This is a genomic window from Nocardia asteroides, from assembly GCF_900637185.1.
Taxonomy (GTDB): Bacteria; Actinomycetota; Actinomycetes; order Mycobacteriales; family Mycobacteriaceae; genus Nocardia; species Nocardia asteroides.
On the sequence record NZ_LR134352.1, the window covers coordinates 3,717,912 to 3,731,509 of the forward strand.

Genomic DNA, 13,598 nt, shown 5'->3' on the forward strand with positions numbered 1-13,598 from the left:
GTTGAACTCAACAGGGTTTCGGCTGCTGACCGCTCTATCGCTCCGCGAGCTGGGATCGACACGGACTCGCGCAGACCTGTCGACCCGACGGACCTCGCGGGAGCGATCGCCTCGGTGGCGAGTAGATTCACCACCTCGCCGGTAGCCGAGGACACCGACTTCTTCGACGCGGGCGGCACCTCCGTCGCCGCGGTCGAATTCGTCGCCGCCCTGGCCGGTGACCTCGGCATCCACCTCGACCTGGACATGGTCTTCTTCGACGCCCGGCCCCGACGGCTCGCCCACCGTTGGCTCACCGATCACCCCGAGCGGCAGTACCCGCTCGACCAGGCCGGGTCGGCTGAACCGACGAGCGACAACACAGTCGACCCTTCGACCGTCGGGTCGCGGGACGCGATCGTGCGGGCACGGAGCGCGGAAGGGGACGCGTCGGACGGCGCGGTGGCGACCACGAATACGCCGGAGTCGACCGATACCGACGACCTCGCCCTGCTGTTCGCCGACCTGGCCGGCGCGGACCGCCTGCCGGTGGTCCCCGCACCACCGCGGACCCCTCCGCGCCGGATTCTGCTGACCGGCGCGACCGGTTTCCTCGGCAGCCACCTGCTCCTCGACCTGTTGCGCAACAGCGACGCCCACGTCGTCTGCCTGGTCCGCGCCGTCGACGACACCGCCGCGGCGCAGCGGCTCGAGCAGTCGCTGCGGCAGTACGCGCTGCCCTGGTCCAGGGAGGTGCTGCGCCGGGTCACCCCGCTGGCCGGTGATCTGCGCGAACCCCGGCTCGGGCTGGACGGTGACCGCTGGGATTCCCTTGCCGCCGAGGTTGATTCGATCGTCAATGCCGGTGCCGCCGTCGACTTCCTGCGCGGCTACCCTTCGCTGCGCCGGACGAATGTCCTCGGCCCGTTGACCCTGGCCGAGCTGGCCTGCACCACCCGGCCCAAGCCCGTGCACCACATCTCCTCGCTCGCGGTGTTCAACGGTTCGGGAGCCGGCACGCTCGCCGAGGACGCGCCCACCGCGAACGTGGCGGACCTGCCGATCGGCTACGACCGATCGAAATGGGCGGCAGAGGCCGTGCTGCGGCGGGCAGGCGAGCACGGGCTCACGGTGACCGTCCTGCGACCGGGCGGGATCGGCGGGCACCCGGAGACCGGGGCGCACAATCCGCGCGACCTCAATACCGGGATCAGCGCCGCGCTGCTGCGGTTCCGCACCGTGCCCGGCTTCCGGTATCTGAACGCGGCCCCGGTCGATTGGGTGAGCCGCACCGCCGCGGAGATCGTCCTCGAGCCGAGTGCGTGGGGGCAGACCTATCACCTCACCGGACCCGCCACCTCCCTCGACCAGATCCTCGCCGAGACCACCGTCGGTGGCCTGGGCGTGCGTGTGCAGCACTGGGAGCAATGGGCCGAGGAGGTCGTCGCGGCGATCAGATCCGAGCAGGCGACGGAGCTGGAACCGCTGGCGCAGGTGCTGCAGAGCCCGGTCGCCCGGCGGCAACTGGCCGCGATGGTCGACACGGCACCCGCCACCGCGACCCGCACCGAATCCTTCGTCGCCGCACGAGGTCTGCCCACCCCGAACACCTCCGGGTCCGGCCGTGCCCGCATGCTCGCGGCGCTGCCCACCCCACCCGGGGAGCACCCGTACCTGCGCTTCCACGAGACCCTCGCCGGCACCGTCACCCGGACCGGCGAAACCATCGAATCCGCGTGCGATCTGCGGCTCACCCTGTCGGTGGCCAACAGCGCGCAGATCTTCGCCGCACGGACGCTGCAAGTCGGCGGCGACCTCACCTGCCCAGCCCTGCACCATGAACCACTGTCGGTGGAGGGCACGGCCACCGTCCGCCCGCACGACGGCACCCCGCTGCCCGACGACCTGCGGCACCCGATCATGCACTACCAGCTCACCCTGCGCAGCAGCGCGGGCGACAGTTGGTGGCTCACCGGCTACAAGTTCGCCGCCGCCCGCCGACGGTTCGTCCGCCAGCTCGGCACCCAGGTCGTCGAGATCGGGCGCACCGGCGAACCCGCCACCTACACCGGCGAGGTCAGCGTCCCGATGCACACCTACCTGCCCGACCAGATCGACGGCATCGAGATCGACCCGGCGCTGCCCGAACGGCAACGGCGGCTGGCGAAGATGCTGTGGCTGAGCTGGTTCGGCGGACAACTGGGCAAGAGCCTGATGGAGCCGATGCTGCGGGTCGGTCTCGACCTGCTCGACCTGCGTCGCGCCCTGCGGAAGGACCGCCGATGACCGACACGTTCCCGTTCCGCACCGCCGACGGCGCGGAACTGCGGCTGCGCCGCGTCGGCCCGGCAGACGCACCTGCCGTGCTGCTCGTGCACGGACACGGTGTCTCCGCGGAGATGTTCGCCCTCGACGAGGTCCGCAGCCTCGTCGATGTGCTCACCGACGCGGGATACCAGTCCTGGCTGCTCGACTGGCGCGGGAGCCGGGCCCTGCCGCACAACGTCTCCGGCCCGCCCTACACCCTCGACGACGTGGCGCTCTACGACCTGCCCGCCGCCGTCGCCCAGATCCGTGACCGGATCGGGGAGCGTCCGCTGTTCGCGGTCGCGCACTGCGTCGGCGCGTTGGCCCTGGCGCAGAGCCTGACCGCCGGACTGCTGCCCGGACTGGCCGGGGTCGTGGCCCAGGGGGTGTTCCTCACTCCGAAGGTGAGTACTTCGACGCGGGCGCGGGTGCTGGTCGGCAGCGAACTGCTCGGCTCCCGCGTCGGCCACCTCGAATCGGACTTCCGCAAGGTCGGCCTGTGGTCGCGCCGCACCCTGCTCTACGCGGCGCTGTCCCGCAAGGGCGACTGCCCGGACCCGACCTGCCGGATGGTCCACCACGGTTGGGGCATGGGCGCCGAACTGTTCGCCCACGATCACCTCGACCCGCGCACCCACGACCGGCTCGCCGATCTGTTCGGCCCGATCCCGCTGTCGCTGCTGCCCCACCTGCGGCAGATGGAGATGGCGCACGCGGTGGTCCGCTGGAACCTCGACGACGACCGCTACCGGGCGCTGCCCGAGAACTCGCTCGATCGCGCCGATCGCATCGACTGCCCGGTGCTGCTGCTGTCGGGCAGCCGCAACCAGACCTGGCTCGACTCCAACCGGCTGTGCCGCGATGTGCTCGCGACCCGGGCGCCCGCGCTCGACGTCCGCTACACCGAGATCCCCTCCTACGGACACCTGGACACGTTCATCGGGCGCGGCGCGGCGCTGGATGTGTTCGGGCACATCGTCGACTTCCTCGACGAGCGGTCAGCGGGGCACGCGTAGTGGCAGGCCCGCGGACCGGTAGATGTCATCGATGACGGCCATGGTGGTGACGGCGTCGTCCGGTGTGGTGGGCACCGGTGCGCCGCGCAGGACCGCGTCGGCGAAGGCGTCGAGTTGATAGTCGTAGGACGGCCTGCGCGGGAACCGGCGCAGCCGCGTGCCGTCCGTGGAGCGCACTGCCAGCAGATGTCCGGCGTGCGGGAGTACCGGGTTGAGCAGGCGCATCCGGCCGCGGTCGCCGACAACCGTCGCGCTGATCCGCAGCACGTCGGCCGACCACATCGAGCAGCGCACCCGGCCGGTGTGCCCCGACGGGAACCGCAGCTCGGCCGACATGGCGCGATCGATCCGGCGGTCGCCGTGCAGTTTCGCCCGCGCCGACACCACCTCCGGGTCCTCGCCGCCGAGGACGCGGGCCATGTGCACGGCGTAGCAGCCCGCGTCCATCAGCGCGCCACCGGCGAGGTCGTAGTCGTAGCGGATGTCGGAGAACAGCGGCAGCGGAAACGCCAGCGCGGTCTCCACCCGCCGCAGCGTGCCCAGCTCACCGGAGGCCACGATCTCCTCGGCGGCACGGATCAGCGGGTGGTAGCGGTAGTGGAACGCCTCCATCACCACCAGGCCGGAATCGGCGGCCAGCCGGGCGATCTCACGGGCCTCCTCGGCATTGGCGGTGAACGGCTTCTCGCACAGCACGTGCTTGCCCGCGGCCACGGCGGCGCGCGTCCAGCGTCCGTGCAGACCGTTGGGCAGCGGAATGTAGACCGCGTCGACCTCGGGGGAGTCCAGCAGGTCCTGGTAGTCCCCGAAAACCCGCTCGACGCCGTGCTTGCGGGCGAACTGCTCGGCCCTGGTCCGGTCCCGGGCGGCCACCGCGGTGACCGTCGCCTCCGGACTGCGCCGCGCCGGACCGATCACCGCGGCGGGGGCGATGCGGGCGGCGCCGAGAACACCGATGCGGAGCGCGGGACGCGGATCTTCGGTCACGCCCCGACGGTAACACCGGTGCCCGAATACGGTACGAACACAACAGATCACGAACGGAAGCCGAGAGTATGCGCATCGCCTTGCTGACCGCGGGAACCCGCGGCGATCACCAGCCCTACCTCGCCCTCGCCGACGAATTCGCCACCCGCGGCCACCAGGTGAGCATCACCGCCACCGAGAACTACGCCGAGGTGGTCCGGCGATCGGGCTTCGCACCGCACGTGATCCCGTTCAACTCCGCCGAACTGCTGGAATCGCCCGCCGCCAAACGGGCGCTGTCCTCCGGCAAGACCCTGCCGTTCGTGCGGATCATGCTCGACACCGTCAAGATCATGACCGGAGAGCGCGGCGAGCGGATGCACGAGGTGCTCACCGACGCCTGCCGCGACGCCGACGTCATCGTCTCCTGCGCCTCGACCCTGCCGTGGGCGATGGAACGCGGTGAGAAGACCGGGCAGCGGGTGATCGGGGTCCTGCCCTACCCGTTGGAGCGGACCGGGGAGTTCCCGTCGTCGTTCATGGTGAAGAAGATGATTCCGTGGTCGTGGCTGCGGCGGGCCAGCTACACCGGCTTCGAGATCGCCTACGGGGTGGCCTATCGCCGGGTCGACCGGCGGGTGCGGGAACTGATGGAACTGCCCGGCGCGCCCCGTAATCCGTTCCGCCGCCTGCGCGAGGACGGCATCCCCCTGGTCCACATGGTGAGTCCGGTGCTGCTGCCCACACCGGCCGACTGGCCCGACCGCTCCACCGTCGTCGGCGCGCCGATCCTGCCGCAGCGGCTGCGCGGCGCCTGGGGTGAGGCCGAGCTCGACCCGGTCCTGACCGGGTGGCTCAACGAGGGCGAGCCGCCGATCTACTTCTGTCTCACCGGCATGCCCATCCTGGATCCGGTGGGCTGCTGCGACATGATCGCCGCGGTCTGCCGCAGGCTCGGTGCCCGCGCCCTGGTCACCGTGAAGGGCGAGGGCTATCCACGCGGGATCGGCTACGACCGGAACCTGTTCGTGCTGGACTCCTTCGACTACGACCGGGTCCTGCCCCGGTGCCGGGCGGTCGTGCACCACGGGGGCAGCGGCAACACCCACGACGTGCTGCGCGCCGGTCTCCCGGCGGTCGTCATCGGAGTGCACAGCGACCAGTTCTTCTACGGGTGGCGGATCGCCGATCTCGGGATCGGCGCCGACTTCCCGTACCCGTCGCTCACCGAGGACCGCCTGCACGACGCGCTGATCCGCACCCTCACTCCCGAAGCGCGCAGCCGGGCGGCCGAATTCGGGCGCACCGTCGCCGCGGAGAACGGGGTCGGCGCCGCGGCGGACGCGGTGGAACGGCTCGCCGTCACCGCGTCGGCCTGACCGGGCGGACACCGTGCACATCGCGCTGTTCACCGACTTCCACCCCGACACCCTCGGCGGGGTGCAGACCGCGCTGCGCGCGCTACGGGACGGACTGCGCGGACGTGGGCACCGGGTCACCGTCTTCACCGCGCCCGCACCGGATCCGGCCGCGCACGACCCCGACACCGTGGTGTTGCGGACCGTGCCGCTGACCATGAACAACGGTCTGCCGGTGGTCTTGCCGACCCGCGCGAACCAGCGCCTGATCGACGCGGCGCTCGCCGAGCGCGGACCCCTCGATGTCGTGCACGCCCTGACCACCTACGGCGGCGGGATCGCCGGCGCCAGGGCGGGGCGCAGGCACGGCGTTCCCGTCGTCCAGAGCATGCAGAGCCGCGACGACGCGATGATCGAGAACTACGCGCCGTCGCCGTACGCCGCGGCGCTCACCATGCGCCTGATGCACGGCTGGTTCGTGCCCCTGCGCGCGCAGCCGCGATACGCGGGCGACAGCCGCACCGCCCGGCTCGCCTGGCGACCGCTGATCGCGCAGGCGCAGGCCGCGGACCGAGTGGTGGTGCCGACCGCGCACTTCGCCCGCCGCCTCGCCGAGCGAGGTGTCGACCGGCCGATCACGGTGGTGTCCAACGGGATCGACGACGCCCTGCTCGACGGACCGGCACCCGGGGCCGAACGCCCGGTCGACGGTCCGCTCCGGGCGCTGTGGTGTGGACGCCTGTCCCCGGAGAAGCGCCCGCTGGAGGCGATCGAGATCATCCGGCAGGTCCCGGACTGCACCCTCGACCTCTACGGCGGCGGCCCGCTGGCCGACCGGGTGCGCGCCGCGGCGGACCTGGCCGGGAATGTACGCCTGCACGGCCAGGTCGACCAGGCGACCTGTCTGGCCGCCATGCGCGAGCACGACCTGCTGCTGCTCACTTCCGACTGCGACACTCAGGGCATGGTGCTGCTGGAAGCGGTCGCGACCGGACTGCCCATTGTGTACTGCGATCCCGAACTTGCCGAAACCATCCCCGCCGCGGGCGGAGTACGCACCGGCGACCGGTCGGTGACGGCATTCGCCGACGCCGTCACCGCACTGGCGAAGGACCGGTCACCGCTGGTCGCGATGCGTACCGCACTCGCGGCGCACGCCGACGAGCCGCGCCAGTCCCGGCACCTCGATGCCCTGCTCGGGGTCTACTCCGACGCCGCGCGCCGCCAGAAGAAGTGATGGACCACGCCGCTGGGGCTCGGTACCCGCTCCAGGTGGAACCGGTCGGTGTAGTCCTCGGGCCCGTTCCAGAACTTCTCGCCGCGGCCGAGATCGACGGGCGCGACGACGACATGCATCTGGTCGACGAGGTCGGCCTCGAGGAACGCCCGGATCGTGGCCACGCCGCCGCCGATGCGCACATCCTTGCCGTCCGCCGTCGCGAACGCCTGTGTCAGCGCCTCCTGCGGTGACGCGTCGAGAAAGTGGAACGTGGTGTCGGACAGGGTGAACGACGGCCGCGGGTGGTGGGTCAGCACGAACACCGGCGTGTGGAACGGCGGTTCCTCGCCCCACCAGCCCTGCCAGTCCTCGTTCTCCCACGGGCCGCGTAACGGCCCGAACTTGTTGCGCCCCATGATCTCGGCGCCGATATTGTTCGCGAAATCGCGGGTGATGTAGTCGTCGAGGCCGTAACTGCCGCCGGGATCGGTCCGGTTGACCCAGTGGGCGGTGGCGCCCGCCCAGGACATGAAATCGGCGGGGTCGGCGTGGCCGAACGGCCGTTCCCGGCTCTGTCCCACACCAGCGCCGTAGCCGTCGCGGGAGATGGAGAAGTTCTGCACGCGGACGAACTGCTGGGTCATCGTCACCCCTTCTGGTTGCACTGTGCGCTCGCTACGAACCCTAGCCCGGCCCCGCAATCAGCCGGAGCTCGTCGGGATCCGCGCGGTAACGATGCGTTCCGCCGGCCGGTCGGCGTCAGGTGAGGACCTCGGCGAGTTGGTCGGTCGCGGCGACGAGCCACTCCGGGTCGCCGTCGACGCGGCCCAGCAGTGCTTCCCTGACCGCGCCCGCCTGCGTCCATCGTCGCACCCGTTCCGGATCGAGTTCGGCCGCGTCGGTGTAGATGTCGAGCAGGCGCCGGATCCGTGCCTCCGGATGCGGCGAGCACAGCAGCTCGGCAAAGCGGGGACTGCGGATGACGTTGAGCGCGTCGGTGGCCGGGTCGCCGACATGGCATTTGGGGTCGATGGCCAGCCACGGTTCACGATCGGACGCCAGCACATTGGCGTCGTGCAGATCGCCGTGGACGAGCAGGTCGGGTTGGTCGGAGCCGAGCTCGCGCAGGGTGGCGACGGCCGCGCCGATCACGCCGGCGGGCAGCGGGTCGCCGAACGTGGCTGCGGTGGAGACGATCTCGCGTTCCCACTGGTCCATGCGATCGGCCAGCCGGGGGAGGCCGGGCGGTGCGGCGACCGCGAGCCTGCGGGTGAGCGCGCCCTGGATGGCGATCGCCCGGTCCGGGTCGGTCACCGTGGCGAGGGTGTCGCCGGCTCGTTCGAGCAGCATGGCGTGCCGCTCGTCGTCGCGGGCGTGTAGTTCGACGGCGCCGCGACCGTCCCACGCGGCGAACGCGGCGGGCTCGTACTCGATGTCGGGATAGGGGAACGACACCTTGAGGACAGCGCACGGCAGTCCCGCGCGACGGACCGGCACCACGAGGCCGACCTCGCCGTGCCGGACAGGCCCGTCGGGGGTGCAAGACCAGTGCCGCAGCAGATCCGCGACGACTCCCGGCAGTGTTTCGATCCACTCCCGGCGACGACGATCGGCACCGCCACCGGACTTGTCCGCGAAGGCCGCGGGCACGGTGATCATCGCTGCTGTCCCCACCCTGCGCATGAATTCACCCTACTGTGCGACGGCAATTCTGTTCTGCCACAACAGGAAATTCTTGGGCGTGGCGATGTGTGCCCAGTCTTGTCGATTGCTGACGGAATGCCCAGCCATGTCCATGAGGCCTATTCGCCGTCGAAGCCGCGAGGATATCGGTGATAGTTCGCGCGGATAACGATGCGACAGGGCATATATGCCCACGATGTGATCGATGTGATCAACAAGACAAGCTGGGCGTACGTCCAGATGCTGAATATTTGCCAGAAGTCACGTAATCTCACCCGCGGTCGGATTTCTTTGTGCCGCAGCAGGGCTGCGGCACCGGTGCGAGGGTTTTCACGGCGTGCTCGACATCTATCACTTCTCCTACGGCTGGGTCACCCCCGTTCTCGCCTATTTCATGTCGTTCGTCGGCTGCCTGCTCGGCCTGCAATGCGCGGCTCGCGGGCGGCATTCCGGCCGCGGGCGCGTCGGCTGGCTGATCAGTGCCGCGGTGGCCATCGGGGGAACCGGGATCTGGGTCATGCATTTCATCGCGATGCTCGGCTTCTCGATCGCGGGATCGGAAATCCGCTACGACATTCCGCTGACGCTGTTCAGCGCGGTGACCGCGATCGTGGTCGTCGGCATCGGGCTGTTCATGGTGAACAAGCCGCAGCCGACGCTCGCCTCGCTGATCGGTGGTGGCACGATCGCCGGCCTCGGCGTCGGGACCATGCACTACACCGGCATGTATGCGATGAAATCGCACGCCGTCATCACCTACGACCCGTGGATCGTCACCGTGTCGATGGTGATCGCGGTGGTGGCCTCGATCGTGGCGCTGTGGTTCACCTTGCGCGTCAAGGGATTTCTGGCCACCGTCGGCGCGGCCGCGATCATGGGTGTGGCCGTCTGCGGGATGCACTACACCGGGATGGCCGCGATGCGCGCGCACGAGGGGCACCACAGTTTCGCGCCGCCGCCGGGCGCGCAGGCCATGCAACTGCTGGGGCCCCTGCTCGGGATCATCAGCATGGTGACGATGCTGGTGCTGATCAGCGTGAGCCTGTCGGAGATCGAGAACGAGGACGCGCTGCCCAGGATGCGGCTCGACGCGCTGCCCCGATTCCGGCGCTGACTATCCGCAAATGCTCAGCTATGTTACTTTTCCTTCGGCCCGGTCACCGTCGGCAGCGGGTGGCCCGGCGCACGTGATCGCTGTCCAGGGAGTCCGGATGTCGTCGAGTGGCTCGGTCGAAGCTGTGCCCGTGACCGACCGGGGCAGGCCGTTCTCCGATCCGGCCTTCGCCCGCTTCCTGGCGCTCGTCGACGGGTTGTCGCCCGAGTCGTACGCGCTGCTGACCGGATTCGCCGAGCGGCTGCGCGCCGTCGAGGGTATCCCGTTCGATCCGCTGGTCGACTAGATCCCTTCCGCGTCACCCCTTACTGTCCGGTCAAGTATCCAGGACAGGTAGCCCGCATAATTCCCGCTGGTCGGGGAGTATGCGGGCATTTGTCCGTTCTTGCGGCGGATGACCGTGCCGGTCGAGGTATTGACCTGGACGTGGTGTCCCACATAAGTTACAGGGACACCGCGTCCCACATATCCGGGGCGTGCGGCACACAGGAGTGCGTACATGACACAGCGGGTGTTCGTCGTCGGCGTCGGCATGACGAAGTTCGAGAAACCGGGCGAGCGGGAGTGGGACTACCCCGACATGGCCAGGGAGGCGGGCACCGCGGCGCTCGCCGACGCGGGCGTCGGCTACGACCTGATCCAGCAGGCCTACGTCGGCTATGTGTACGGCGAATCGACCTCGGGTCAGCGTGCGGTCTACGAGCTCGGCCTGACCGGTATCCCGGTGGTGAACGTCAACAACAACTGCTCCACCGGCTCGACCGCGCTGTACCTGGCGGCCCAGGCCATCCGCGGCGGGCTGGCCGACTGCACCCTGGCGCTGGGCTTCGAGAAGATGCAGAAGGGTTCGCTCGGTTCGACTTTCGACGACCGCGAGCAGCCCATGATGCGGCACCTGCTGGCGCTGGCCGAACTGCAGGAGTTCGCCATGCCGCCCGCGCCCTACATGTTCGGCGCGGCGGGCAAGGAGCACATGGAGCGCTACGGCACCACCGCCGAGCAGTTCGCCAAGATCGGCGTGAAGAACCACCGGCACTCGGTGAACAACCCGTACGCGCAGTTCCAGAAGGAATACAGCCTCGAGGAAGTACTCGCGGCCAAGCAGATCTACGGCCCGCTGACCAAGCTGCAGTGTTCGCCGACCTCCGACGGCTCGGGCGCGGTGATCCTGGCGAGCGAGGACTTCGTCGACCGGCACGGCCTGGCCGACCGGGCCGTGGAGATGGTCGGGCAGGCCATGGTCACCGACCTGCAGTCCACCTTCTCCACCCAGTCCGCGATCAACCTCGTCGGCGCCGACATGACGCGCACCGCCGCCCGGCAGGTCTACGACCAGGCGGGCATCGGCCCCGACGACATCGACGTCATCGAACTGCACGACTGCTTCTCCACCAACGAGCTGCTCACCTACGAAGCCCTCGGGCTGTGCGCGCCCGGTGAAGGCGGCCGCCTGGTCGACGACAACGCCACCACCTACGGCGGCACCTGGGTCGTCAACCCCTCCGGCGGCCTGATCTCCAAGGGTCATCCGCTCGGCGCCACCGGGCTGGCCCAGTGCAGCGAACTCACCTGGCAGCTGCGCGGCACGGCCGACGCGCGCCAGGTCGACGGTGCGCGAATCGCCCTGCAGCACAACATCGGCCTCGGTGGGGCGGTCGTGGTGACCGCCTACCGCCCGGCCAACCGCTGAACCCCGTCCCCACCGAACTCTTCGAGGAGCATCCCCATGGCATCTGTGTCCGTATCCACCGAACTTCCCGTCACCCCCGAGCAGGCCTGGGCGCGCCTCAGCGACCTCGCCAACTGGGAGGACTGGCTGACCATCCACCAGGGCTGGCGCAGCGAGCTGCCCGCCGAGCTGACCGCGGGCGCGCGCTTCATCGAGGTCGTCTCGGTGATGAACATGGCCAACAAGATCGAATGGACCGTCGCCGAGGTCGACCCGAACACCTACCTGCGCATCACCGGCACCGGAATGGCCGGTGTCACCGTGGAATTCGCGCTCAAGGTGGAGGCGACCGCCACCGGATCCTCGGCGGCCTTCGACGCCAGCTTCAAGGGCACCATGATCGTCGGCCCGATCGGCAAGGCCGTCGCCAAGCACGCCGAGGCCGATCTGAAGGCCTCGATGGCCAAGTTCACCGAACTCGTCGGCTCGGCCGCATGACCACCTCCGCGTCGGCCGGGGTCGTCTTCGACGGCTCCGGCCTGGGGGTGTGGACCGACCCCGAACATTTCGCGGTCACCGCCGAACGTATCGCCGACTACGCCGCGGCGACCAACGACCCGATCGAGGCCCACCGCGGCGGGGCGATCGCGCCGCCGGTGTTCGCCGTCGTGCCGGTGTTCACCTCGATGGCGCCCGCCGCCCTGTCGGTGGCGCCGGTGGAACTGCTGATGAAGCTGGTCCACGGTGAACAGGACTTCCGGTTCCACCGGCCCATCGTGGCCGGCGACGAACTCGTGGTACGGGCCAAGCCGATCGGCTACGCGGGTAAGCCCAACGGATCCACCGTCGTCGTGTACGCCGAAACCCGCGACGCGGCAGGCGAACTGGTCAACGAACAATGGATGACCGCGTTCTTCCGCAAGGTCGACGCCGGAGCGGGCGAGGGCGACCAGGCACCCGGGCACCGGATCGCCGAGGACGACCGGGCCGCCGCGCCGGTCGCGCGGGTCACCGCGCACATCGACAGCGACCAGACCTTCCGCTATGCCCCCGCCTCCGGCGACCCGATGCCGATCCACCTCGACGACGAGATCGCCCGCATGGCGGGGCTGCCCGGCATCATCAACCACGGCCTGTGCACCATGGCGTTCACCTCGTGGGCGGCACTGACCGAACTGGCCGGTGGCGACACCGCCCGGCTGCGCCGCCTGGCCGTGCGCTTCGCCAAACCGGTCCTGCCCGGCCAGGACATCACCACCACGCTGTGGCGTACCGGCGACGGCGACCACGGCGTCGCCGCCTACGCCTTCGAGACCGAAGCGGCGGGCCAGATCGCGATCACCGACGGCCGCGTCGAGATCGCCGACGCCTGATATCCGCGAAACATTCACGAGGAGTACCGAACTCATGGGAAAGCTTGACGGTCGCGTCGCGGTCATCACCGGCGCGGGACGTGGCATCGGCCGCGAACACGCGCTGCTGTTCGCTCGCGAGGGCGCGCAGGTCGTGGTCAACGACCTCGGCGGCGCCAACGACGGCACCGGCACCGACGCGGGCCCGGCCCAGCAGGTGGTCGACGAGATCACCGCCGCCGGCGGGGTCGCCGTGGCCAACACCGACGACATCGCCACCTGGGCCGGGGCGAAAGCCCTGATCGACCAGGCGGTCGGCGAATACGGCACGCTCGACATCGTGGTGAACAACGCGGGCATCCTGCGCGACGCGTTCATCGCGGGCATGGACGAATCTCAGTGGGACGCCGTCATCGCAGTGCACCTCAAGGGCCACGCGGCCACCCTGCACCACGCCGCCGCCTACTGGAAGGCGCAGGCCAAGGCGGGTACCCCGGTCGCGGCGTCGGTGATCAACACCGCCTCGGCCTCGGGCACGTTCATGCCGAACGCGGGGCAGGGCAATTACGGTGCCGCCAAGGCGGGCATCGCCGCACTCACCCTGGTCGCCGCCGACGAACTCGAACGCTATGGCGTGCGGGTCAACGCGATCGCCCCGATCGCGCGCACCCGGCTGACGCTGGCCACCCCCGGCATGGGCGCGCTGTTCGCCGCCGAGGTGCCCGAGGGCGAATTCGACGCCTTCGCCCCCGCCAACATCTCCCCGCTGGTCGCGCACCTGGCCGAGGCCGGCTGCCCGCTCACCGGCAAGGTGTTCGCCGTGCAGGGCGGGGCGATCGTCGAACTCGCCGGCTGGCACGACGTGCGCACCGTCGAGACCGACGGCCCGTGGACCATCGACGAGGTCGCGGCGCGGCTGAAGGAGACGGTGTGAC

13 protein-coding genes are annotated in these 13,598 nt (G+C 70.0%); 10 read left to right on the forward strand and 3 right to left on the reverse strand.

Translation table 11 applies throughout. From position 1 onward, the window contains the following. Positions 1-114 precede the first annotated feature (114 nt). Entirely contained in the window at positions 115-2,265 is a 2,151-nt protein-coding gene (locus tag EL493_RS17425) for a thioester reductase domain-containing protein (RefSeq protein ID WP_019049088.1), read from the forward strand. Then, positions 2,262-3,302 (forward strand): alpha/beta hydrolase, encoded by a 1,041-nt coding sequence (locus tag EL493_RS17430; RefSeq protein ID WP_019049089.1) that lies wholly within the window; start codon positions 2,262-2,264, stop codon positions 3,300-3,302. Before EL493_RS17425 ends, EL493_RS17430 begins: the two co-directional genes overlap by 4 nt. Here EL493_RS17430 and EL493_RS17435 read toward each other — a convergent pair. Then, a complete protein-coding gene (locus EL493_RS17435) occupies positions 3,285-4,289 on the reverse strand; it encodes a Gfo/Idh/MocA family protein (protein WP_019049090.1) in 1,005 nt (334 codons plus the stop codon). The genes EL493_RS17430 and EL493_RS17435 overlap by 18 nt on opposite strands. 68 nt (positions 4,290-4,357) lie before the next feature. Here EL493_RS17435 and EL493_RS17440 point away from each other — a divergent pair, with 68 nt between their 5' ends. Both EL493_RS17440 and EL493_RS17445 read left to right on the forward strand, forming a co-directional pair. Beyond that, positions 4,358-5,647, forward strand: a complete 1,290-nt coding sequence (locus EL493_RS17440) for a glycosyltransferase (protein ID WP_019049091.1) — start codon at positions 4,358-4,360, stop codon at positions 5,645-5,647. A gap of 13 nt (positions 5,648-5,660) precedes the next feature. Then, on the forward strand, positions 5,661-6,863 hold the full coding sequence (locus EL493_RS17445) for a glycosyltransferase (RefSeq protein ID WP_019049092.1): 1,203 nt from the start codon (positions 5,661-5,663) through the stop codon (positions 6,861-6,863). Here EL493_RS17445 and EL493_RS17450 read toward each other — a convergent pair. Further along, entirely contained in the window at positions 6,830-7,489 is a 660-nt protein-coding gene (locus EL493_RS17450) for a dihydrofolate reductase family protein (protein WP_019049093.1), read from the reverse strand. The two genes, EL493_RS17445 and EL493_RS17450, sit on opposite strands and share 34 nt — an antisense overlap. Positions 7,490-7,604: 115 nt before the next feature. Continuing rightward, the gene (locus tag EL493_RS17455) at positions 7,605-8,528 is read right to left on the reverse strand and encodes an aminoglycoside phosphotransferase family protein (RefSeq protein WP_022566625.1); all 924 of its coding nucleotides are present in this window, start codon (positions 8,526-8,528) and stop codon (positions 7,605-7,607) included. A gap of 337 nt (positions 8,529-8,865) precedes the next feature. Here EL493_RS17455 and EL493_RS17460 point away from each other — a divergent pair, with 337 nt between their 5' ends. The 6 genes from EL493_RS17460 to EL493_RS17485 all read left to right on the forward strand — a co-directional run bounded on the left by EL493_RS17460 (position 8,866) and on the right by EL493_RS17485 (position 13,597). Further along, a complete protein-coding gene (locus EL493_RS17460) occupies positions 8,866-9,642 on the forward strand; it encodes an MHYT domain-containing protein (RefSeq protein WP_019049095.1) in 777 nt (258 codons plus the stop codon). 97 nt (positions 9,643-9,739) lie between these two features. Further along, positions 9,740-9,928, forward strand: a complete 189-nt coding sequence (locus EL493_RS17465) for a hypothetical protein (protein WP_019049096.1) — start codon at positions 9,740-9,742, stop codon at positions 9,926-9,928. Positions 9,929-10,141: 213 nt separating this feature from the next. After that, a complete protein-coding gene (locus EL493_RS17470) occupies positions 10,142-11,332 on the forward strand; it encodes a lipid-transfer protein (RefSeq protein ID WP_019049097.1) in 1,191 nt (396 codons plus the stop codon). Positions 11,333-11,368: 36 nt separating this feature from the next. Then, positions 11,369-11,809 (forward strand): type II toxin-antitoxin system Rv0910 family toxin, encoded by a 441-nt coding sequence (locus EL493_RS17475; protein ID WP_022566622.1) that lies wholly within the window; start codon positions 11,369-11,371, stop codon positions 11,807-11,809. Further along, positions 11,806-12,684, forward strand: a complete 879-nt coding sequence (locus EL493_RS17480) for a MaoC/PaaZ C-terminal domain-containing protein (protein WP_019049099.1) — start codon at positions 11,806-11,808, stop codon at positions 12,682-12,684. Before EL493_RS17475 ends, EL493_RS17480 begins: the two co-directional genes overlap by 4 nt. 34 nt (positions 12,685-12,718) lie before the next feature. Next, positions 12,719-13,597 (forward strand): SDR family oxidoreductase, encoded by an 879-nt coding sequence (locus EL493_RS17485; protein WP_019049100.1) that lies wholly within the window; start codon positions 12,719-12,721, stop codon positions 13,595-13,597. The last annotated feature ends 1 nt before the right edge of the window (position 13,598 follow it).